This window comes from Pseudomonas sp. PDM17, assembly GCF_014851985.1.
Classification (GTDB): domain Bacteria; phylum Pseudomonadota; class Gammaproteobacteria; order Pseudomonadales; family Pseudomonadaceae; genus Pseudomonas.
Genome location: NZ_JACVAT010000001.1, coordinates 450,255 through 472,024 on the forward strand (window position 1 = coordinate 450,255; position 21,770 = coordinate 472,024).

Sequence of the window (21,770 nt, forward strand, 5' to 3'; positions counted from 1 at the left end):
CGCTCCACGCCATCCTACAAAAGCAGTTGCTAGCGGCGCAGCCCTTCCAGCTGCTGGCGCCACAGCTGCTCCAGCGACTGCACCTGCGCCGGGCCGTAGATGGCGTGCGGCTTGCCCAAGTGCGCGGCCCACAGCTGGTCGCCGTAGTCGTAGTGCCACCACTCGCTGGAGAGGTTGCTGAAACCCGCCGCCAGCATGGCGTTGAACAGCATCCGGCGGTTGTCGCGGACATGGCGCTGGGCTCCGTCGGGCTGGGCGATCTCTTCGTAATGGCGGGTGTAGGAGCGCGGCGTCGCCTCGTCGAACAGGCTGCCCATGTCCAGCCAGCGACCTTCGCTGTCGCACAGGGTCAGGTCGATGGCGCCGCCGGTGAGGTGCGGACTGGGCGACTCGGCGCGAGTGCTGGGGGGCGCGACGAATTCACGGGTGCGCCGGGTCAGCTCGCGCGGATCGGCGTCCGGCTCGTGCTGGCGGAGGATCTCGTAGAGCGTGTCGTACAGGTGCTGCTGCACCGCGAAGGGCCGCCAGGCATCGAGGATCACCAGGCGGATGCCATCGGGCAGCAGGCTCGCGGCGTGCAGCAGGCGCTCGAAGACTTCGGTACGCGCATAGCATTCCGGCTGCGCGTTCGGCACGCCGAGGCGGTGGTAGGCCGGCCACACCGCGAAGCCGGTGGCGATGCCCAGCGCCTGCAGCGGCTGTTCGCATTCGACGATGGGCACGCGGAAGGCCTCGGCCCAGTCAGGATCGGGCTGCGGCAGGATCGGCGCGAGCAGGTCGGTCATCGGCCGTCAGTCCAGCAGGGAAAGGGTCACGGGCGCCTGGTGGTTGTCCTCCACCCGCACTTCCAGTTCGCCGTCGCCCAGCTTGGCCTTGAGGCGCTGGCCGTTCTTCGTCTGCGCGGCGCTGCGGATGGCCTGGCCCTTGTCGTCCAGCAGGATGCTGTAGCCACGGCCGAGTGTCGCCAGCGGGCTGACGATGTGCAGCGTCTGCATCAGGCTGTCGAGGCGCTGGCGCTGTTCGCGCAGGATGGCGTTGGTGGCGCGCGGCAGGCGGGCGCTGAGGTTGTCCAGGCGCTGGCGCAGCAGGGCCAGGTTGCGGCCGGGGTGCTGCGCGGCGAGACGGGTGTCCAGCCGTACGACGCGCTCGTGGCGAATCTGCAACTGGCGCTCGAAGGCGCGGCGCAGGCGCATGTCCAGGTCATCCAGGCGCTGGGATTGCTGGCGCAGGCGTTCGCCGGGGTGGCGCAGGCGCCGGGCGGTGCCTTCCAGGCGCAGGCGCTCGCGAGTCAGACGGTCCTGGATGCGCAGGATCAGCCGGCGGCGCAGGCTGTCCAGGCGCTGTTGCAGGTCGCCGCTGTGGGGCGCCAGCAGCTCCGCGGCGGCGGAGGGCGTGGGCGCGCGCACGTCGGCGACGAAATCGCTGATGGACACGTCGGTCTCATGGCCCACGGCGCTGACGATGGGCGTCACGCAGGCGGCGATGGCGCGGGCCACCGGTTCCTCGTTGAAACACCAGAGGTCTTCCAGCGAGCCGCCGCCACGGGCCAGGATCAGCGCGTCGAAGCCCTGCGCGTCGGCCAGCTTGAGTGCGCGGACGATCTGCCCGATGGCCTCGCGGCCCTGCACGGCGGTCGGGATCAGGGTCAGCTCGATCTGCGGCGCGCGGCGGCGGAATACGCTGATGATGTCGCGGATCACCGCGCCGGTGGGCGAGCTGACGATGCCGATGCGCCGTGGGTGCGCGGGCAGTTCCTGCTTGCGCTCGGCGGCGAACAGGCCCTCGGTGGCGAGCTTTTCCTTCAGCGCCTCGAAGGCCAGGCGCAGCGCACCATCACCGGCCGGCTCGACGGTATCGGCGATCAGCTGGTAGTCGCCACGCCCCTCGAACAGCGAAACCTTGCCGCGCACCCGCACCGCGAGACCGTCGCGCAGGGCCTGGCGCACGCGCAGGGCGTTCTGCCGGAACAGCGCGCAGCGCACCTGGGCGTTGCTGTCCTTGAGGGTGAAATACATATGGCCGGACGCCGGGCGGGCGAGGTTGGAGATTTCGCCCTCGACCCAGACCTGCGGGAACACGTCCTCCAGCAGGTGGCGGGCGCGCTGGTTGAGCTGGCTGACGGTCAGAACCTCGCGGTCGAGGCCCAGCCGTTGGAAGGGATCTTTCTGCATGGCGAAGGATGATAAGCGGGCCTGCGGACAGGGGCCAGCGCGCGAGGTTCATAAAGGCTTCATTCAGATCGTCCGGTTGCGTTGAGCCCGACCCCCTGACTGAGATATAATGCCGCGCTTCCATTTTTCCCGATCGGGAGCCCCCGCCATGCTGCGCATCAGCCAAGAAGCCCTCACTTTCGACGACGTCCTCCTGATTCCAGGTTATTCGGAAGTCCTGCCCAAGGACGTGAGTCTCAAAACTCGCCTGACCCGTGGCATCGAACTGAACATCCCGCTGGTGTCCGCCGCGATGGATACCGTGACCGAAGCCCGCCTGGCCATCGCCATGGCACAGGAAGGCGGCATCGGCATCATCCACAAGAACATGAGCATCGAGCAGCAGGCCGCCGAGGTCCGCAAGGTCAAGAAGCACGAGACCGCCATCGTTCGTGATCCGGTCACCGTGACCCCGTCGACCAAGATCATCGAGCTGCTGCAGATCGCCCGCGAGTACGGCTTCTCCGGCTTCCCGGTGGTGGAAGAGGGTGAGCTGGTCGGTATCGTCACCGGTCGCGACCTGCGCGTGAAGCCGAACGTCGGCGACAGCGTTTCCGCGATCATGACCCCGAAGGAAAAACTGGTCACCGCCCGTGAAGGCACTGCCCTGGAAGAGATCAAGGCTGCTCTCTACGAGAACCGCATCGAGAAGATGCTGGTGGTCGACGAGAAGTTCCGCCTGACCGGTCTGGTGACCTTCCGTGACATCGAGAAGGCCAAGACCTACCCGCTGGCTTCCAAGGACGACGAAGGTCGTCTGCGCGTCGGCGCGGCTGTCGGCACCGGTGCCGACACCGGCGAGCGGGTTTCCGCCCTGGTTGCCGCCGGCGTTGACGTCGTTGTCGTCGACACCGCCCACGGCCACTCCAAAGGCGTGATCGACCGCGTGCGCTGGGTGAAGGAAACCTTCCCGCAGGTACAGGTCATCGGCGGCAACATCGCTACCGGCGAGGCCGCCAAGGCACTGGCTGACGCCGGCGCCGACGCCGTGAAAGTCGGTATCGGCCCGGGCTCCATCTGCACCACCCGTATCGTCGCTGGCGTCGGTGTACCGCAGATCTCCGCCATCGCCAACGTCGCCGCTGCCCTGGAAGGCACCGGCGTTCCGCTGATCGCCGACGGCGGCATCCGCTTCTCCGGCGACCTGGCCAAGGCCATGGTGGCTGGCGCCTACTGCGTGATGATGGGGTCGATGTTCGCCGGTACCGAAGAAGCGCCGGGCGAGATCGAACTGTTCCAGGGTCGTTCCTACAAGTCCTACCGTGGCATGGGCTCGCTGGGCGCCATGGCTGGCTCCACCGGTTCCTCCGACCGCTACTTCCAGGACGCCTCCGCTGGCGCCGAGAAGCTGGTACCCGAAGGCATCGAAGGCCGCGTGCCCTATAAGGGCCAACTGACCGCCATCGTCCACCAGCTGATGGGTGGCCTGCGCGCCGCCATGGGCTACACCGGCAGCGCCGATATCCAGGACATGCGCACCAAGCCGCAGTTCGTCCGCATCACCGGCGCCGGCATGGCCGAGTCCCACGTTCACGATGTGCAGATCACCAAGGAAGCCCCGAACTACCGCGTAGGTTGAGGGTTCTTCGGTAAATGAGTCGGACACGGGGCTGGTTGATACAGCCCCGTGTCGTTTAAGAATTTCGCTACGAGAGATGGCCATGGCCCAAGACATTCACGCTCACCGGATCCTGATCCTCGACTTCGGCTCCCAGTACACCCAGCTGATCGCCCGCCGCGTCCGCGAGATCGGCGTGTACTGCGAAATCCATCCGTTCGACATGAGCGACGACGACGTTCGCGCCTTCGCCCCTCGCGGTGTCATCCTGGCCGGCGGCCCGGAATCGGTGCACGAAGCCAACAGCCCGCGCGCGCCGCAGGCCGTGTTCGACCTGAAGGTGCCGCTGTTCGGCATCTGCTACGGCATGCAGACCATGGCCGAGCAGATGGGCGGCAAGGTACTGGGCTCTGACCTGCGCGAGTTCGGCTACGCCCGCGTCGACGTGGTCGCCAAGGCCCGCCTGCTGGACGGCATCGAAGATTGCGTCAGCGAAGACGGCGTATTCGGCCTCGACGTGTGGATGAGCCACGGCGACAAGGTCACCGAAATCCCGGCCGGCTTCCACATCCTCGCCAGCACCCCGAGCTGCCCGATCGCCGCCATGGCCGACGATGCCCGCGGCTACTATGGCGTGCAGTTCCACCCGGAAGTGACCCACACCAAGCAGGGCGGTCGCATCCTATCCCGCTTCGTGCTGGACATCTGCGGCTGCGAAGCCCTGTGGACCCCGTCCAACATCGTCAACGACGCCATCGCCACCGTTCGCGCCCAGGTCGGCAACTCCAAGGTGCTGCTCGGCCTGTCCGGCGGTGTCGACTCCTCGGTGGTCGCGGCCCTGCTGCACAAGGCCATCGGCGACCAGCTGACCTGCGTCTTCGTCGACAACGGCCTGCTGCGCCTGCACGAAGGTGACCAGGTGATGGCCATGTTCGCCGAGAACATGGGCGTCAAGGTGATCCGCGCCAACGCCGAAGAGCTGTTCCTCGGCCGCCTGACCGGCGTCAGCGATCCTGAGCAGAAGCGCAAGATCATCGGCGGCAGCTTCATCGAAGTCTTCGATCAGGAAGCCACCAAGCTGCAGGACGTGAAGTTCCTCGCCCAGGGCACCATCTACCCCGACGTGATCGAGTCGGCCGGCGCCAAGACCGGCAAGGCCCACGTGATCAAGTCGCACCACAACGTCGGCGGCCTGCCCGAAGACATGCAGTTCGAACTGGTCGAGCCGCTGCGCGAGCTGTTCAAGGACGAAGTCCGCAAGATCGGCCTGGAGCTGGGCCTGCCCTACGACATGGTCTATCGCCACCCGTTCCCGGGCCCGGGTCTGGGCGTGCGCATCCTCGGCGAAGTGAAGAAGGAATACGCCGACCTGCTGCGTCGCGCGGACCACATCTTCATCGAAGAGCTGCGCAACTTTGACTGGTACCACAAGACCAGCCAGGCCTTCGTGGTGTTCCAGCCGGTGAAATCCGTCGGCGTGGTTGGTGATGGCCGTCGCTACGCCTGGGTCGTGGCCCTGCGCGCGGTAGAAACCATCGACTTCATGACCGCTCGCTGGGCGCACCTGCCGTACGAGCTGCTGGAGAAGGTCTCGAACCGCATCATCAACGAGATCGAAGGCATCTCCCGCGTCACCTACGACGTGTCGAGCAAGCCGCCAGCCACCATCGAGTGGGAATGATCGGAGACGTTTAACGTTTCCTTAACGGAGAAGGCGGCAATCTCGCCGCCGTCTTCGACAGGCAAGGGTGGGAATACCTGCCCTTGACCTGGCGCATGAGAGGCATTTGCCTCTTCATGCACAGTTGCTTTCTGCTTCTGTGTCACACAGGGCAGAGCCGTGCAGCCGGCCGCAAGAGCCAGGCGCCAGGCGCGAAACGCGCCAACCTCCGTGAAAACCGATGGGGTCGCAAGTCCCTTGTTCTAGGAGTCTGGACCCATGTCGTTTACCCGTAGACAAGTACTCGGCGGCATCGCCGGCCTGGCCGTGCTCGGCCTGGGCGCCGGTGGCGCGCGCATCTGGCTGGCGCGCCCGGAAGTCGCCGCCGAGCACGATTACGAACTGATCGCCGCCCCGCTGGACCTGGAGCTGGTGCCCGGCCACAAGACCCCCGGCCTGGGCTATGGCGGCCAGGCTCCCGGTGTGGAAATCCGCGCGCGCCAAGGCGACTGGCTGCGGGTGCGCTTCACCAACAAGCTGGACGAGCCGACCACCATCCACTGGCACGGCATCCGCCTGCCCATCGAGATGGACGGCGTGCCCTACATCTCGCAGCCGCCGGTGCAGCCGGGCGAGAGCTTCGTCTATCAGTTCAAGACGCCGGACGCCGGCAGCTACTGGTACCACCCCCACCTGATGAGCAGTGAGCAACTGGGCCGTGGCCTGGTCGGGCCGCTGATCATCGACGAGCGCGAGCCGAGCGAGTTCACCAGCGAGAAGATTCTCAATCTGAAGACCTGGCACGTGGACGAAGAGGGCAATTTCACCGCCTTCAGCGTTCCCCGTGAGGCCGCGCGCGAGGGCACTCGTGGACGCCTGTCGACCATCAATGGCGAGCGCACGCCGGTGATCGAACTGCCGGCCGGTGAGATCGTCCGGGTGCGTATCCTGAACGTCGACAACACCGTGACCTACCGTCTCAACCTGCCGGACGCCGAGGCGAAGATCTACGCCATCGACGGCCATCCGGTGGAGCCGCGCGACTTCGGCAAGGGCCCCAACGACCAGTACTGGATCGGTCCGGGCATGCGCCTGGAACTGGGTATCCGTGGTCCGGCGGAAGGCGCCGAACTGTCGCTGCGCAACGGCCCGGTGCGCCTGGCGACCATCCGTGGTGTCGCGAATCCCAAGGCGCCGACCGCCAGGTGGCCGGCACCGCTGCCGCGCAACCCGGTGGCCGAACCGGACCTGAAGAACGCGGAGACCATCAACTTCAAGTTCGAGTGGGTCGGTGCCATGTCCGACTACTCCAAGGGCCAGTCGGCGCCTTCGCTGTGGCAGATCAACGGCGTGGCCTGGCAGGGTGGCGAGGAGCACAAGCACAACTCGCCGCCGCTGGCGAAGCTCAAGGAAGGCAACAGCTATATCTTCGTGCTGCGCAACATGACCCAGTACCAGCACCCGATCCACCTGCACGGCATGGCCTTCAAGGTGCTGGATTCCGATCGTCGGGAGATCATCCCGTATTTCACCGATACCTACCTGCTGGGCAAGAATGAGACGGCACGCGTGGCGCTGGTGGCGGATAACCCCGGCCTGTGGATGTTCCACTGCCACGTGATCGATCACATGGAGACCGGGCTGATGGGAACCATCGCGGTGGGCGAGGCATGGTGCGGCTGACCAACAGCAAGGGGCACCCGACGGTGAAGGGGCTGGCGCCGGTCATCGACCGTAGCCGGGACATCCCCTTCATGCGCGAGGCCATGGTGCTGGCCGAGCAGGGCGCGGCCCTGGGCGAAGTGCCGGTGGGCGCCGTGCTGGTGCTGGATGGGCAGGTCATCGGGCGTGGCTTCAACCAGCCGATCACCTCCCATGATCCCAGCGCCCACGCCGAGATGGTCGCCATCCGCGAAGCCGCCGCCGCCGCGCAAAACTACCGCCTGCCCGGCAGTACCCTCTACGTGACCCTCGAACCCTGCAGCATGTGCGCCGGCCTGCTGGTGCACTCGCGCATTCAGCGCGTGGTGTTCGGCGCCACCGAGCCAAAGTCCGGCGTGGTGGTCAGCCGAGGCAACTTCTTCGAACAGGACTTCCTCAACCACCGGGTGCTGGTGGAAGGAGGGGTACTGGGGGAGGAGTGCAGCGCGATGTTGTCGGCCTTCTTCAAAGCGCGGCGCAAGGGCTGAGTTCTTCTGCCGTTGCAGAGGGGAGTGGGCGCCCGGTCCTTGCTGGCGAACTAGGCCGCGCCCTGCCTATCGCGGACGGTGGACCTCAGAGCTTCTGATCCCGCCCGTCGTCATCGTCGTTGGGCTTGGTCTTGTTCACGCCCGGCAGGTGCAGGCCGCTTTCGGCGAGCTGGCCGCCTTCCATCTGCGGCTGGGTCACCCAGGTGAGAATGTCGTAGTAACGGCGCACGTTCTGCACGAAGTGCACGGTCTCGCCGCCTCGCGCATAGCCGTAGCGCGTCTTGCGGTAGTACTGCTTCTGCGCCAGGCGCGGCAGCATCTTCTTTACGTCGAGCCACTTGTTCGGGTTCAGGCCTTCCTGCTCGGCCATCTTGCGCGCGTCGTCCAGGTGGGCGCCGCCGATGTTGTAGGCCGCCAGGGCGAACCACATGCGGTCCGGGTCCTTGATGCTGTCGGGCAGCTCGTCCTTGATCTGCACGTAGTACTTGCTACCGCCCTGGATGCTCTGCTTCGGGTCGAGGCGGTTGGCCACGCCCATGGCCTGGGCGGTGCGGTTGGTCAGCATCATCAGGCCGCGCACGCCGGTCTTGGAGGTCGCGTCGGGCTGCCACATGGATTCCTGGTAGCCGATGGCGGCCAGCAGGCGCCAGTCGGCCTCGAGCTTGGTGCCGCTCTGGCGGAAGTGTGGTTCGTACTTGGGCAGACGCTGCTGCAGGTGCTGGGCGAAGGTGTAGGCACCGACGTAACCCAGGACGTCCACGTGGCCGTAGTAACGGTCCTTCAGACGTTGCAGCAGGCCGTCCTGCTTGGCCTTGTCGAGGAAGGCGTTGACCTTCTCGATCAGGCTGTTGTCATCGCCGGCGGGCAGCGCCCAGGCCAGGCCCTTGGCATCGCCGAGGTCGAAGGCGACGCGCACGTTGGGGAAGTACACCTGGTTCATCGCCAGTTCGTTGGAATCCACCAGCGTCAGGTCGATCTCGCCGACGTCCACCATGCGCAGCAGGTCGACCATCTCGTCGGCGTCGGATTCGCGGTATTCCAGCTTGGGGTACTGCTTCTTCAGTTCGGCCAGCTGCGAGGCATGGCTGCTGCCTTTCAACACGACGATGCGCTTGCCCACCAGGTCGTCGGGGCGGGTAGGGCGCTGCGCGCCGTTGCGGTAGACGACCTGTGGGGTGACGTCGAGGTAGGAGTGCGAGTAGCGCACCTGGGTATCGCGCTCGCCACCCGGCGTCAGGCCAGCGGCAGCCAGGTTCGGTCCGCCGTCGCGGCCGATGCGGTCATAGAGGTCGTCGATGTTGTCGGCGGTTTCGATCTGCAGCTGCACACCCAGGCTGTCGGCGAAGCGCTTGGCCAGCTCGTACTCGAAGCCGGTATCGCCGTTGCGGTCCTGGAAGTAGGTGGCCGGACTGTTGCGGGTGATCACGCGCAGCACGCCGTCCTTCTGCACGCGCTCAAGGGCCGTCGGGGCTTTCGCCTCGCTACAGCCGGAAAGCAGCAGAAAGATACAGGTCGCCAAGATCCAGGCGGTGCAGCGCACACGGGACACAGTCAGGGCAAGCATCAGGGCAGTATACGCAAAGGCCGTTGTGCGCCATATCTCGACAGCTCGAAGCTTCTCTGCTAGCTGGGGCACCGTTCGTCGGCATTTTTCCTGCTGAAGGCCGCAGGGCCGGGATTTTTCCTAGGCCGCTCGAAGGCCTTCGAAGATGAATGGCGATTTCCGCCGGAGCCGCGGCAAGGAAGGTACTTGAAAGCTGCCGCCGGGCTGCGCTTTACGGTAGAATGCACGGCCTCTGTGGGCCGGCGCGTCCGGCCCCACACACTTCCCCGTCTCCAGAGGCTGTTCCGACAATGCTGATCCTGCGCGGTGCTCCCGCCCTTTCCGCTTTCCGCCACGGCAAACTGCTCGACCTGCTGACCCAGCATGTGCCCGCCGTCACCGGGCTGTATGCCGAGTTTGCGCACTTCGCCGAGGTCACCGGAGCCCTCAACGCCGAGGAAGAACAAGTCCTGGCGCGCCTGCTGAAATACGGTCCGAGCGTTCCCGTGCAGGAGCCCGCCGGCCGCCTGTTCCTGGTTCTCCCGCGCTTCGGCACCATCTCGCCCTGGTCGAGCAAGGCCTCTGACATCGCCCGCAACTGCGGCCTGGCGAAGATCGAGCGCCTCGAGCGCGGCATCGCCTACTATGTCACCGGCGAGCTGAGCGAGGCCGACGCGCAAGCCGTCGCCGCCCGCCTGCACGACCGCATGACCCAGCTGGTCCTGAACCAGCTCGAAGATGCTTCGGCCCTGTTCAGCCACGCCCAGCCCAAGCCGCTGACCGTGGTCGACATCCTCGCCGGCGGTCGCGCGGCGCTGGAGAAGGCCAACCTTGAGCTGGGCCTGGCCCTGGCCGAAGACGAGATCGACTACCTGGTGAAGAGCTTCGTCGAGATGGGCCGCAACCCACACGACGTCGAGCTGATGATGTTCGCCCAGGCCAACTCCGAACACTGCCGTCACAAGATCTTCAACGCCAGTTGGGACATCGACGGCCAGGCTCAGGACAAGAGCCTGTTCGGCATGATCAAGAACACCTATGAAATGCACCGCGAAGGCGTGCTGTCCGCTTACAAGGACAATGCCGCGGTCATGAAGGGCTACGTCGCCGGCCGCTTCTACCCGAACGCCGAGACTCGCCAGTACGGCGCCAGCGAAGAGCCGGTGCACATCCTGATGAAGGTGGAGACCCACAACCACCCGACCGCCATCGCTCCCTTCCCCGGCGCCTCCACCGGCTCCGGCGGCGAGATCCGCGACGAAGGCGCGACCGGTCGTGGCGCCAAGCCGAAGGCCGGCCTGGTCGGCTTCACCGTCTCCAACCTGAACATCCCCGGTTTCGAGCAGCCCTGGGAAGTGCCCTACGGCAAGCCCGAGCGCATCGTCACCCCGCTGGACATCATGATCGAAGGCCCGCTCGGCGGCGCCGCGTTCAACAACGAATTCGGCCGCCCGAACCTGGCTGGCTACTTCCGCACCTTCGAGCAGGCCATCGCTACCCCGCGTGGTGAGGAAGTCCGCGGTTACCACAAGCCGATCATGATCGCCGGCGGCCTGGGCAACATCCGCGAAGACCACGTGCAGAAAGGCGAGATCTCGGTCGGCGCCAAGCTGATCGTGCTCGGCGGCCCGGCCATGCTGATCGGCCTGGGCGGCGGCGCCGCTTCTTCCATGGCCACCGGCGCTTCCGCCGCTGACCTGGACTTCGCCTCGGTGCAGCGCGAGAACCCGGAAATGGAACGCCGCTGCCAGGAGGTCATCGACCGCTGCTGGCAGATGGGCGAGAACAACCCGATCAAGTTCATCCACGACGTGGGCGCGGGCGGCATCTCCAACGCCCTGCCGGAACTGATCAACGACGGTGGCCGTGGCGGCCGCTTCGAGCTGCGCAACGTGCCCAACGACGAGCCGGGCATGAGCCCGCTGGAAATCTGGTGCAACGAGTCACAGGAACGCTACGTGATGTCGGTGGACGCCGCCGACTTCGAGACCTTCAAGGCCATCTGCGAACGCGAGCGCTGCCCGTTCGCCGTGGTCGGTGAAGCCACCGAAGAGCTGCAGCTGACCGTCGCCGACAGCCACTTCGGCAACAAGCCGGTGGACATGCCGCTCGAAGTGCTGCTCGGCAAGCCGCCGCGCATGCACCGTTCGGTCACCCGCGAAGCCGAACTGGGCGATGACTTCGCCGCTGCCGGCCTGGACCTCACCGAGTCCACCGAGCGCGTGCTGCGCCACCCGGCTGTGGCCAGCAAGAACTTCCTGATCACCATCGGCGACCGCACCATCACCGGCCTGGTTGCCCGCGACCAGCTGGTCGGCCCGTGGCAGGTCCCGGTGGCCGATTGCGCCGTCACCGCCACCAGCTTCGACGTCTACACCGGTGAAGCCATGGCCATGGGCGAGCGTACTCCGCTGGCCGTGATCGACGCGCCGGCTTCCGGCCGCATGGCGATCGGCGAGACCATCACCAACCTCGCCGCCGCGAGCATCGACAAGATTTCCGAGATCAAGCTCTCCGCCAACTGGATGGCCGCTGCCGGCCACCCGGGCGAGGACGCGCGCCTGTACGACACCGTCAAGGCTGTCGGCATGGAGCTGTGCCCGGCGCTGGGCATCACCATCCCGGTGGGCAAGGACTCCATGTCCATGAAGACCCGCTGGCAGGATGGCGACGCCGAGAAGAGCGTCACCTCGCCGATGTCGCTGATCATCTCCGGCTTCGCTCCGGTCAACGACGTGCGCAAGACCCTGACCCCGCAGCTGCGCCTGGACAAGGGCGAGAGCGACCTGATCGTCATCGACCTCGGCCGCGGCAAGAACCGCATGGGCGGCTCGATCCTCGCCCAGGTCAACGGCCAGATCGGCCGCGCCGCTCCGGACGTCGATGACGCCGAAGACCTGAAAGCCTTCTTCGCCGTGATCCAGGGCCTGAACGCCGACGGCCACCTGCTGGCCTACCACGACCGTTCCGACGGCGGCCTGATGGCCACCGTGGTGGAAATGGCCTTCGCCGGTCATTGCGGCCTGGACCTGAACCTCGACGCGCTGGCTGACAGCCGTGACGAGCTGACCGCCGCCCTGTTCAACGAAGAGCTGGGTGCGGTGATTCAGGTGCGCTCCGCCGCCACCCCGGAAGTGCTGGCACAGTTCAGCGCCGCCGGCCTGGAAGACTGCGTCGCGGTCATCGGCCAGCCGGCCAGTGGCGCCGACATCGAGCTGTCCTTCAATGGCGAGCGCGTCTTCAATGCCCAGCGCCGCAACCTGCAGCGCATCTGGAGCGAAACCAGCTACCGCATCCAGCGCATGCGTGACAACGCCGACTGCGCCGACCAGGAATTCGACGGCCTGCTGGAAGAAGACAATCCCGGCCTGTCGGTGAAACTGAGCTTCGACGTCAACGACAACATCGCTGCGCCCTACATCAAGAAAGGCGTGCGTCCGCAGATCGCCATCCTGCGCGAGCAGGGCGTCAACGGTCAGGTGGAAATGGCCGCGGCCTTCGACCGCGCCGGCTTCGCCGCCGTCGACGTGCACATGAGCGACATCCTCTCCGGTCGCGTCAGCCTGGAGCAGTTCAAGGGCCTGGTGGCCTGCGGCGGCTTCTCCTACGGCGACGTACTGGGCGCCGGCGAAGGCTGGGCCAAGTCGATCCTGTTCAACGCCCGTGCCCGCGATGGCTTCCAGGCCTTCTTCGAGCGCAAGGACAGCTTCGCCCTCGGTGTGTGCAACGGTTGCCAGATGATGTCCAACCTGCACGAGCTGATCCCCGGCACCGAGTTCTGGCCGCACTTCGTGCGCAACCGCTCCGAGCAGTTCGAAGCGCGCGTGGCGATGGTCCAGGTGCAGGAGTCGCAGTCGATCTTCCTGCAGGGCATGGCCGGTTCGCGACTGCCGATCGCCATCGCCCACGGCGAAGGCCATGCGGAGTTCGAGAGCGAGGAAGCGCTGCTGGAGTCCGATCTGTCCGGCACCGTGGCCCTGCGTTTCGTCGACAACCTGGGCAAGGTCACCGAGAGCTACCCGGCCAACCCGAACGGCTCGCCGCGTGGCATCACCGGCCTGACCAGCCGCGACGGCCGCGTCACCATCATGATGCCGCACCCGGAGCGTGTGTTCCGCGCGGTGCAGAACTCCTGGCGTCCGGACGAGTGGGAAGAGGACGGCGGCTGGATGCGTATGTTCCGCAACGCCCGCGTCTGGGTCGGCTGAGTCCGGTCTGATGCGACACGGGAAAGGGGAAAGCTTCGGCTTTCCCCTTTTTCTTTGTCCGGCCATTGAGGAGGGGCGCGTTGGCTGACGACGAGAGGCTTCCTGAGGTTCGCGCAGTCACGCCGGGACAGGTCCTGCGCCTGTGCCGTTGCGGGCAGTGCGCCAGCCTGCCGGATGCCGCGGCGAGTTGTACCGACTCGCTGCAACTGACGGTCGGGCGGGAGCGACATCTGCTGCTGTGCTGTTGCGGGCTGTCGGCGAAGTTGCCGTTCTGCGACGGCTCCCACGCTCCTGCGGCGCCAGGTCTGAAAGAGCGCTGGCGGCGCTTCACCGGTCGGTGAGCTCGAAGTCCGTCACAGATTTCGTACAAAGTCGTTCCCAGGCGAACAAGCCCGGAACCGGACGGTCGAACTTCCACGATGACCTGCAAGTCATAAGAGGCAAAGTGCCACTATTTGTGGCAGGATTTGTCACCCGTGGCGCTCTTTGTCACGGCTGTGTCCCTGTTTCGATCGGAGCCTCCGATGTACAAACTGTGTTTCTACGTTCCGGAAAGCCATCTGGAACCGGTCAAGAAAGCGGTGTTCGCCGCCGGTGCAGGACGCATCGGTGCCTATGACAGCTGTTGCTGGCAGGCGCTCGGACAGGGACAGTTTCGCCCCTTGCAGGGCAGCAACCCCTATATCGGCCAGGCCGGCAGCGTCGAGCAGGTCGCCGAATGGAAGGTGGAGATGGTGGTGGCCGATGAGTTGATCCATGACTCGGTCAAGGCCCTCAAGCAGGCCCACCCGTACGAGACGCCGGCTTTCGAGGTCTGGCGGCTGTCGGACATGGTCTTCTGAGCAGGTATGAAAAAGGCGCCCTCGGGCGCCTTTTTTCTTTCCGAACCGCTTACGGGCGGATCTCGATCAGCGTGCCGTCCTTGACCAGGCTCCAGACCTCGCGCATGTCGGCGTTGGTCATGGCGATGCAGCCATTGGTCCAGTCCAGGGTCGAGAAGTACCACTCCGGGTAGTCGTCATCCATCGGCGTGCCATGGATCATGATCATGCCGCCGGGCGACAGGCTCTTTTCCCGTGCCTTGGCCACGTCGCGGGCGTTGGGGTAGGAGATGTGCATGGAGAGGTTGTACTTGTCGCTGGTCTTGCGCCAGTCGACCCAGTAGAAGCCTTCCGGCGTGCGGTTGTCGCCTTCGGCCAGCTTCGGGCCCTGTGGGCGCTTGCCCAGGGACACGCGATAGCTCTTGAGAACCTTGCCGTTGCTGATGAGGTTCAGTTTGCGCTCGGACTTGAGCACGAGAATCTTGTCGATACGACCGTCGAGCGTGGGCATCGCGTTGGCATGCGAGAACGCTGCGAAGGTCAGACAAAGTACGGCAATCAACCAGCGCATCGAGTGGTGTTCCCCGGTAGTTCCTAAAGCCTTAGAGGCGGTATATGAGCTTATTAGTTCTTTTTCTGTGCAAGCATTGGGAGAATCCCTTCATTGCGTATCGGGAAGCTCTGAACGATCCGATCCGTCAGGAAATATTCTAAGGTACGGCCCACGGTGGGGAAAGCCAGCTCGTCCCACGGAATGTCGGATTCTTCGAAGAGTTGTACCTCCAGGCTTTCCTCGCCAGCGAAGAAGTCCAGGTCAGCCAGTTCCGCGCGGAAGAAGATATAAACCTGGCTGATATGCGGTAGATCAAAGACCGTATAAAGCTGCAGGTCGTGGACGCGGGCATTGGCCTCTTCGAGGGTCTCGCGGGCGGCGGCCTGTTCCAGGGTCTCGCCGTTCTCCATGAAGCCCGCCGGCAGTGTCCAGAAGCCCTGGCGCGGCTGGATGGCGCGGCGGCAGAGGAGAATTTTCCCCTCCCAGACCGGCAGGCAGCCGGCGACGATGCGTGGGTTCTGGTAATGCACGGTCTGGCACTGGTCGCAGACGAAGCGCGGGCGGTTGTCGCCGCTGGGGATGCGCAGGCTCACGCTGGCGCCGCACTGGCTGCAGAATTTCATGCCGCTTCCTTGTTATTGAATGGAACAATCTTGCGCGCTGCGCGGTGCGCCCAGCAAGGGGCGGGGGTTGGGCAGGGGCGTCTTTCGTGCCATGATCCTTCAATTAGAAGAATCGGCCCCCGCAGGATGTTCGGCATGCTGGACCAGCTGCGCCAACGCATACAGACGCACACGCCAAGCGACCTTGAAACGGACCACAGCTTCCCGGAAGCAGCGGTCCTGCTACCCATCACTCCCCAGGAAGAGCTCGTGCTCACCCTGCGCGCGACCGGGCTTTCAACCCATAGCGGCGAAGTCGCCTTCCCCGGTGGGCGCCGTGACCCGGAGGACGTGGACCTGATCCACACCGCCCTGCGCGAGGCTCAGGAGGAGATCGCCCTGCCACCGGGACTGGTGGAGGTCGTCGGACCGTTGAGCACCCTGGTGTCGCGGCACGGTATCCTGGTCAAGCCATTCGTCGGCTTCGTCCCCGATTTCGTGGAGTACCGCCCCAACGACGGCGAGATCGACGCCGTGTTCAAGGTGCCGCTGGAGTTCTTCCGCGGCGACCCGCGGGAAACCACCCACCGCATCGATTACTTCGGCCGCAGCTGGTACGTCCCGAGCTATCTGTTCGAGGGCTACAAGATCTGGGGCCTGTCCGCGATCATGCTGGTCGAGTTGCTGAACCTGCTGTACGACGCTCGCATCGACCTGCACCAGCCGCCGTCGAAGTTCATCAAGTTGAGCTGAGACCCGATAACAAAGAGCGGCCCCCGCCTGAGGAGAAACCCATGAAGTACCGCCTGGGCTCGTCCCGAGTCGAAACCCATCCGGAAAGCTGGATCGCCCCCAATGCCACGGTAGTCGGCAAGGTGCGCCTCGACGCCGGCGCCAGCGTGTGGTTCAACGCCGTGCTGCGCGGCGACAACGAGCTGATCCATATCGGCGAGCACAGCAACGTGCAGGACGGCACCGTCATGCACACCGACATGGGCTTCCCGCTGACCCTGGGCAAGGGCGTGACCATCGGCCACAACGCCATGCTGCACGGCTGTACGGTGGGCGATTACAGCCTCATCGGCATCAACGCGGTGATCCTCAACGGCGCGAAGATCGGCAAGTACTGCATCATCGGCGCCAACGCGCTGATCCCTGAGGGCAAGGAAATCCCCGACGGCTCCCTGGTCATGGGTTCCCCCGGCAAGGTGGTGCGAGAGCTGACCGAGCCGCAGAAGAAGATGCTCGAAGCCAGCGCCGCCCATTATGTCCACAACGCCCAGCGCTACGCCCGCGATCTGGCCGAGCAGGAAGATGACTGAAGAACGTCCCGTCGCTTCGCCCTGTGTGCACGTCTGCGCGCTGGACGATGCCGATATCTGTCTGGGCTGCCAGCGCAGCGCCGCCGAAATCACCCGCTGGGGCCTGATGGACAATGCCGAGCGCCGTGAGGTGCTCCTGCGTTGCGACCAGCGCGCCCGCGAGCAGGGGGTGCTGGTCTAGCGCCTGCACGCCTGAGAGCTACCCCGTTTCGAACTTTCCCTTCCTGAGGTTTCCCGCAATGCCCCGTATTGGAACTCCCCTGTCGCCGAGCGCGACCCGCGTACTGCTCTGTGGCTCCGGCGAGCTGGGCAAGGAAGTGGCGATCGAGCTGCAGCGCCTGGGCTGCGAAGTGATTGCCGTCGACCGCTACGAGAATGCGCCGGCCATGCAGGTCGCGCATCGCAGCCACGTGATCAGCATGCTCGACGGTGTCGCCCTGCGCGCGGTGATCGAGCAGGAGAAACCGCACTACATTGTGCCGGAGATCGAAGCCATCGCCACCGCGACCCTGGTCGAGCTGGAGAGCGAAGGCTACACCGTCATCCCCACCGCCCGTGCTGCCCAGCTGACCATGAACCGTGAGGGCATCCGGCGCCTGGCCGCTGAAGAGCTGGGCCTGCCGACCTCGCCGTACCACTTCGCCGACACCTACGAGGACTACGCCGCTGGTGTCGCCGCCGTGGGCTATCCGTGCGTGGTGAAGCCGATCATGAGCTCCTCGGGCAAGGGTCAGAGCGTGCTCAAGTCCGACGCCGACCTGAAGACCGCCTGGGATTACGCCCAGGAAGGTGGCCGCGCCGGCAAGGGCCGCGTCATAGTCGAAGGCTTCATCGACTTCGACTATGAAATCACCCTGCTGACCGTGCGCCACATCGGCGGCACCACCTTCTGCGCGCCCATCGGCCACCGTCAGGTGAAGGGCGACTACCACGAGTCCTGGCAGCCCCAGGCGATGAGCCCGAAGGCGCTGGCCGAGTCCGAGCGCGTGGCCAGGGCGGTCACCGAAGCCCTCGGCGGTCGCGGCCTGTTCGGCGTGGAGCTGTTCGTGAAGGGCGATGAAGTGTGGTTCAGCGAAGTCTCCCCGCGCCCTCACGACACCGGCCTGGTCACCCTGATTTCCCAGGACCTCTCCGAGTTCGCCCTGCACGCCCGCGCCATCCTCGGCCTGCCGATCCCGGTGATCCGCCAGCTGGGTGACTCCGCCTCGGCGGTGATCCTGGTAGAAGGCAAGTCGCAGCAGGTGTCCTTCGGCAATCTCGGCGCCGCGCTGAGCGAACCGGACACCGCGCTGCGCCTGTTCGGCAAGCCGGAAGTGGACGGCCAGCGACGCATGGGTGTCGCCCTGGCGCGCGACGAGTCGATCGACGCCGCTCGCGCCAAGGCCACCCGTTCGGCCCAGGCGGTCAAAGTCGAGCTGTGAGCCGCTGGGCGGGGCTGATGTGGTGGGCAGCGGCGTTGCCGCTGCTGCCGCTGGCCCTGCCCTTGGCCGTGCGCACCCGGCGCACGGCCTTGCGCCTGGCACCCGCCGCCGGCGCCTGCGAAGGCATCGCAGGGACGGAATTTGCCGGCGACCCCTTTCGTCTGTTGTTGTTGGGCGAGTCCACCGTCGCCGGTGTCGGCGCTTCCTGCCTGGATTTCGCCTTGGCCGGCCGGCTGGCTTTGGCACTTTCAGATCGTCTCCAGCGCCCCGTCGCCTGGCATGCGGTGGGGGAGAACGGCATCACCGTCGGTGAGGCCTGCGAACGCCTGCTGCCGCTGGCCGGAGAGGCCTACGACCTTGTGGCGCTGGTCTTCGGCGTCAACGACACCACGCACTTCAGCTCCAGCCAGCGTTGGCTGGGCTCCCTCGGGCAGTTGATCGAGCACTTCCGTGGCCGTGGCGCACGGGTGGTGTGCACGGCGGTGCCTCCGTTGCAGCACTTCACGGCCTTGCCCTGGTTATTGCGACAATTGCTGGGTTGGCGCGCGATGCTGCTGGATCGCCAGCTCAGTGCCCTGGCGCTGGCGCAGGGGGCGGGCTATTGCGGGGTGAGCCTGGAGATGCAGCCGCAGTTCCTCGCCATCGATGGCTATCACCCGTCGGCGCTGGGCTATCAGGTCTGGGGCGAGCATCTGGCGCAGTGGCTGGTTGCCCAGCCCAGCCCTGACCTGTAGGAGCAAGCTCGCTCCTACAGAAGAGATCGGGCCTCAGCGAATGTCGTTCAGATCTGCCTCGCGGGTCTCGCGCAGGCACAGCACGGCCAGCAGGCTGAGTGCGGCCGCGACCGACACGTAACCGCCCACCCAGCTCAATCCACCCATGCCCACCAGTTTCTGCGCGATGTACGGCGCTACCGAGGCACCGAGGATGCCGCCCAGGTTGTAGGCCGCCGAAGCGCCGGTGTAGCGCACGTGGGTGGGGAAGAGTTCCGGTAGGAGTGCGCCCATGGGGGCGAAGGTCACGCCCATGAGGAACAGTTCCAGCGACAGGAATACCGCCACTTCCACCGAGGAGCCCTGGCTCAGCAGCGGCTCCATGGCGAAGCCCGAGGCGATGGCGGCGAGGGTGCCGACGATCAGTACCGGCTTGCGCCCGAAGCGGTCGCTCAGCCAGGCCGAGACCGGTGTGGCGGCGGCCATGAAGAGCACGGCAATGCACAGCAGGCCGAGGAAGTCCTCGCGGCTGTAGCCCAGGGTGCTGACGCCGTAGCTCAGCGAGAACACCGTGGAGATATAGAAGAGTGCGTAGCACACCACCATCGCCAGGGCGCCCAGCAGGGTCGGTCGCCAGTGTTTGCTCAGCAGTTCGGCGATCGGCAGGCTGGAGCGCTCGTGGCGTTCCATGGCCTTGGCGAACACTGGCGTTTCTACCAGCTTCAGGCGCACGTACAGGCCGACCAAGACCAGCACGGCACTGAGCACGAACGGGATGCGCCAGCCCCAGGCGCGGAACTGCTCTTCGCTGAGGAACATGGCCAGGCAGAGGAACAGGCCGTTGGCGGCGAGGAAGCCAATCGACGGGCCCATCTGTGGGAACATGCCGAACCAGGCGCGACGGCCCTTGGGCGCGTTCTCCGTGGCCAGCAGCGCAGCACCGCCCCATTCACCACCCAGCCCGAGGCCCTGGCCGAAGCGAAGCACGCAGAGCAGGATCGGCGCCCAGGCGCCAATGCTGTCGTAGCCCGGCAGCAGGCCGATCAGGGTGGTGGAGATGCCCATCAGCAGCAACGAGGCCACCAGGGTCGATTTGCGCCCGATGCGGTCGCCGAAATGGCCGAACAGCGCCGAGCCCAGCGGGCGGGCAAGGAAGGCGATGCCGAAGGTGATGAAGGCGCTGAGCGCCTGGGCGGTACCGGAGGTCTGCGGGAAGAACACCGGGCCGATCACCAGCGCGGCGGCGGTAGCGTAGACGTAGAAGTCGTAGAACTCGATGGCGGTGCCGATGAAGCTGGCCACCGCGACGCGGGTGGTGGAGTTGGTCTGTTCGGCCGGCTGTGCGGCTTCGAGGGTGGCGCTGGTCATACGGGGAATATCCCTGACAGTCACGGCTGGCGACGACTCTCTGATCGTGTCCAGCGTCATAGGAGGCATCGCCATGGCGCGAGTGCGAGCGCGGCCCGGGATCGGGGCAGGGTGGGCGCGGCTCGCGGCGGGTCAGGGCGAGTCCGGCTGCTTCGCAAGGCAACGACGCGGGTCGAGGCTCGGCGGGGCGTGCGATTGACTGGCCGGCGCGGCGTCGCGGGTAACGACGGGCACAGGCGGGAGGCTGGGTAAGCCGTCCGGATTATAGGGGCGGGCGGGGCGGCTCAGGCAAGCTCGTCGGTGTAGGGCGCTTCCCTGGGCGGCGCGCCGGGCAGCCAGGCGCGCACACTTTTCACCCGGTTTTCGCCGGACTGGAGGATTTCCAGGCGGTAGCGGCCGATCTTCAGGCATACCGCGCAGTCGGGAATCTGTTCCAGCGCTTCGGTGACCAGGCCGTTGAGGGTCTTGGGGCCGTCGCTGGGCAGTTGCCAGCCCAGGGCTCGGTTGACGTCGCGCAAGTTGGCCGAGCCGTCGATGACGTAGGTGCCGTCGGCCTGGGGATGGATGTCCGGGTTGCGCAGGGTGTTCTGGTTGCTGAACTCGCCGACGATTTCTTCGAGGATGTCTTCCAGGGTGATGATGCCGATCACCTCGCCGTACTCGTCGACGACGATGCCGATGCGCCGCTTCTGCTTCTGGAAGTTGATCAGCTGGGTCGACAGCGGCGTGCTCTCGGGCACGAAGTAGGGCTCCAGGCACGCGGCCTTGAGGCTTTCCTTGGTCAACTGGTTATGGGTCAGCAGCCGGGCGATCTGGCGCATGTGCACCACGCCCTCGACCTGGTTGATGTCGTTGCGGAACACCGGCAGGCGGGTGTGAGTGGTGTTGCGCAGCTGGCCGATGATGGTTTCCAGCTCATCGTCCAGGTCGATGCCCTGAACTTCGTTGCGCGGCACCATCAGGTCGTTCACCGTGATCTTTTCCAGGTCGAGGATGCTCAGCAGCATGTCCTGGCGGTTGTTGGTGAGCTTCTCGCTGGAGTCGGTGACCACGCTGCGCAGCTCGTCATTGCTCAGCGGCTTGTTGCCACGCTGGGTCGGGTCGAGGCCGCCCAGGCGCAGCAGAAGGTTGCTGATGCCGGTCATCAGCCAGAGCAGCGGGCTGAACAGCTTCTGCATCCAGATCAGCGGCAGGCTGGCAGGGAAGGCGACGCGCTCGGGGCGCAGGGCGGCGTAGGTCTTGGGGGTGATTTCGCCGAAGATCAGCAGGATCAGCGTCAGTGCCACGGTGGCGATGGCCACGCCGGCCTCGCCCCACAGGCGCAGGGCCAGCAGGGTCGCCAGGGACGAAGCGATGATGTTGACGAAGTTGTTGCCGATCAGGATGGTGCCCAGCAGCCGGTCGGTGCGCAGCAGCAGCCAGCTGGTGCGCCGTGCGCCGCGGTTGCCCTTCTTGGACAGGTGGCGCAGGCGGTAGCGGTCGAGGCTGAGCATGCCGGTCTCGACGCTGGAGAAGAACGCCGAGCAGAGGATCAGGAAGACCAGCAGGCCGATCAGGTAGCCGGGGTGGATCTCTTCCATGCGCGCAGGTCCTTCAGCGGCG

At 65.9% G+C, this 21,770-nt stretch carries 19 protein-coding genes; 12 read left to right on the plus strand and 7 right to left on the minus strand.

Annotation, left to right across the window (positions count from 1 at the left end; all coding sequences use genetic code 11):
• Positions 1–29 precede the first annotated feature (29 nt).
• Positions 30–785: a M15 family metallopeptidase gene (locus tag IB256_RS02100; protein ID WP_192401127.1), complete on the minus strand. Its 756-nt coding sequence runs from the start codon at positions 783–785 to the stop codon at positions 30–32.
• Between the two features lie 6 nt (positions 786–791).
• Positions 792–2,171, minus strand: a complete 1,380-nt coding sequence (gene xseA / locus IB256_RS02105) for an exodeoxyribonuclease VII large subunit (RefSeq protein ID WP_192291531.1) — start codon at positions 2,169–2,171, stop codon at positions 792–794.
• Positions 2,172–2,319: 148 nt separating this feature from the next.
• Here xseA and guaB point away from each other — a divergent pair, with 148 nt between their 5' ends.
• The 4 genes from guaB to tadA all read left to right on the plus strand — a co-directional run bounded on the left by guaB (position 2,320) and on the right by tadA (position 7,617).
• A complete protein-coding gene (gene guaB, locus IB256_RS02110; protein ID WP_081515933.1) occupies positions 2,320–3,789 on the plus strand; it encodes an IMP dehydrogenase in 1,470 nt (489 codons plus the stop codon).
• A gap of 82 nt (positions 3,790–3,871) precedes the next feature.
• Positions 3,872–5,449 (plus strand): glutamine-hydrolyzing GMP synthase, encoded by a 1,578-nt coding sequence (gene guaA, locus IB256_RS02115; RefSeq protein ID WP_192291529.1) that lies wholly within the window; start codon positions 3,872–3,874, stop codon positions 5,447–5,449.
• A gap of 258 nt (positions 5,450–5,707) precedes the next feature.
• Positions 5,708–7,111, plus strand: a complete 1,404-nt coding sequence (locus IB256_RS02120) for a multicopper oxidase family protein (protein ID WP_192401129.1) — start codon at positions 5,708–5,710, stop codon at positions 7,109–7,111.
• A complete protein-coding gene (gene tadA / locus IB256_RS02125; protein WP_225601580.1) occupies positions 7,099–7,617 on the plus strand; it encodes a tRNA adenosine(34) deaminase TadA in 519 nt (172 codons plus the stop codon). The genes IB256_RS02120 and tadA overlap by 13 nt, the downstream gene beginning before the upstream one ends.
• A gap of 85 nt (positions 7,618–7,702) precedes the next feature.
• Here tadA and mltF read toward each other — a convergent pair whose 3' ends face one another.
• On the minus strand, positions 7,703–9,181 hold the full coding sequence (gene mltF / locus IB256_RS02130) for a membrane-bound lytic murein transglycosylase MltF (RefSeq protein ID WP_138215416.1): 1,479 nt from the start codon (positions 9,179–9,181) through the stop codon (positions 7,703–7,705).
• 290 nt (positions 9,182–9,471) lie between these two features.
• Here mltF and purL point away from each other — a divergent pair, with 290 nt between their 5' ends.
• The 3 genes from purL (at position 9,472) to IB256_RS02145 (ending at position 14,210) form a co-directional block, all read left to right on the plus strand.
• Positions 9,472–13,368, plus strand: coding sequence for a phosphoribosylformylglycinamidine synthase (gene purL / locus IB256_RS02135; RefSeq protein ID WP_192401131.1), 3,897 nt, complete (start codon positions 9,472–9,474; stop codon positions 13,366–13,368).
• Between the two features lie 80 nt (positions 13,369–13,448).
• Positions 13,449–13,709, plus strand: a complete 261-nt coding sequence (locus tag IB256_RS02140) for a CDGSH iron-sulfur domain-containing protein (RefSeq protein WP_192291522.1) — start codon at positions 13,449–13,451, stop codon at positions 13,707–13,709.
• A gap of 183 nt (positions 13,710–13,892) precedes the next feature.
• Complete coding sequence (locus tag IB256_RS02145; RefSeq protein WP_045210478.1) at positions 13,893–14,210, plus strand: YqfO family protein; 318 nt, start codon at positions 13,893–13,895, stop codon at positions 14,208–14,210.
• 49 nt (positions 14,211–14,259) lie between these two features.
• Here IB256_RS02145 and IB256_RS02150 read toward each other — a convergent pair whose 3' ends face one another.
• Positions 14,260–14,760, minus strand: coding sequence for a L,D-transpeptidase family protein (locus tag IB256_RS02150; protein WP_081515923.1), 501 nt, complete (start codon positions 14,758–14,760; stop codon positions 14,260–14,262).
• Between the two features lie 53 nt (positions 14,761–14,813).
• Positions 14,814–15,365: an NUDIX hydrolase gene (locus tag IB256_RS02155; protein ID WP_192291520.1), complete on the minus strand. Its 552-nt coding sequence runs from the start codon at positions 15,363–15,365 to the stop codon at positions 14,814–14,816.
• A gap of 135 nt (positions 15,366–15,500) precedes the next feature.
• Between IB256_RS02155 and IB256_RS02160 the strand changes: the two genes are divergently transcribed.
• Genes IB256_RS02160 through IB256_RS02180 form a run of 5 tightly spaced genes read left to right on the plus strand, consistent with a single transcriptional unit; the run spans position 15,501 to position 18,821 of the window.
• Positions 15,501–16,097: a CoA pyrophosphatase gene (locus tag IB256_RS02160; protein WP_017522246.1), complete on the plus strand. Its 597-nt coding sequence runs from the start codon at positions 15,501–15,503 to the stop codon at positions 16,095–16,097.
• Positions 16,098–16,138: 41 nt separating this feature from the next.
• A complete protein-coding gene (locus tag IB256_RS02165) occupies positions 16,139–16,666 on the plus strand; it encodes a gamma carbonic anhydrase family protein (RefSeq protein ID WP_192291518.1) in 528 nt (175 codons plus the stop codon).
• Positions 16,659–16,847 carry a DUF1289 domain-containing protein gene (locus tag IB256_RS02170; RefSeq protein ID WP_192291516.1) on the plus strand — a complete coding sequence of 63 codons (189 nt, stop codon included), beginning with the start codon at positions 16,659–16,661 and terminating at the stop codon, positions 16,845–16,847. Before IB256_RS02165 ends, IB256_RS02170 begins: the two co-directional genes overlap by 8 nt.
• Positions 16,848–16,905: 58 nt before the next feature.
• A complete protein-coding gene (gene purT / locus IB256_RS02175) occupies positions 16,906–18,087 on the plus strand; it encodes a formate-dependent phosphoribosylglycinamide formyltransferase (protein WP_192291515.1) in 1,182 nt (393 codons plus the stop codon).
• Positions 18,084–18,821 (plus strand): SGNH/GDSL hydrolase family protein, encoded by a 738-nt coding sequence (locus tag IB256_RS02180; RefSeq protein WP_192291513.1) that lies wholly within the window; start codon positions 18,084–18,086, stop codon positions 18,819–18,821. The genes purT and IB256_RS02180 overlap by 4 nt, the downstream gene beginning before the upstream one ends.
• A 33-nt stretch (positions 18,822–18,854) precedes the next feature.
• On the opposite strand, the gene IB256_RS02185 is transcribed toward IB256_RS02180, so the two are convergent.
• Both IB256_RS02185 and IB256_RS02190 read right to left on the minus strand, forming a co-directional pair.
• Positions 18,855–20,168, minus strand: a complete 1,314-nt coding sequence (locus IB256_RS02185) for an MFS transporter (protein ID WP_192291511.1) — start codon at positions 20,166–20,168, stop codon at positions 18,855–18,857.
• Positions 20,169–20,452: 284 nt separating this feature from the next.
• Positions 20,453–21,748: an HlyC/CorC family transporter gene (locus tag IB256_RS02190; RefSeq protein ID WP_081515916.1), complete on the minus strand. Its 1,296-nt coding sequence runs from the start codon at positions 21,746–21,748 to the stop codon at positions 20,453–20,455.
• Positions 21,749–21,770 lie beyond the last annotated feature (22 nt).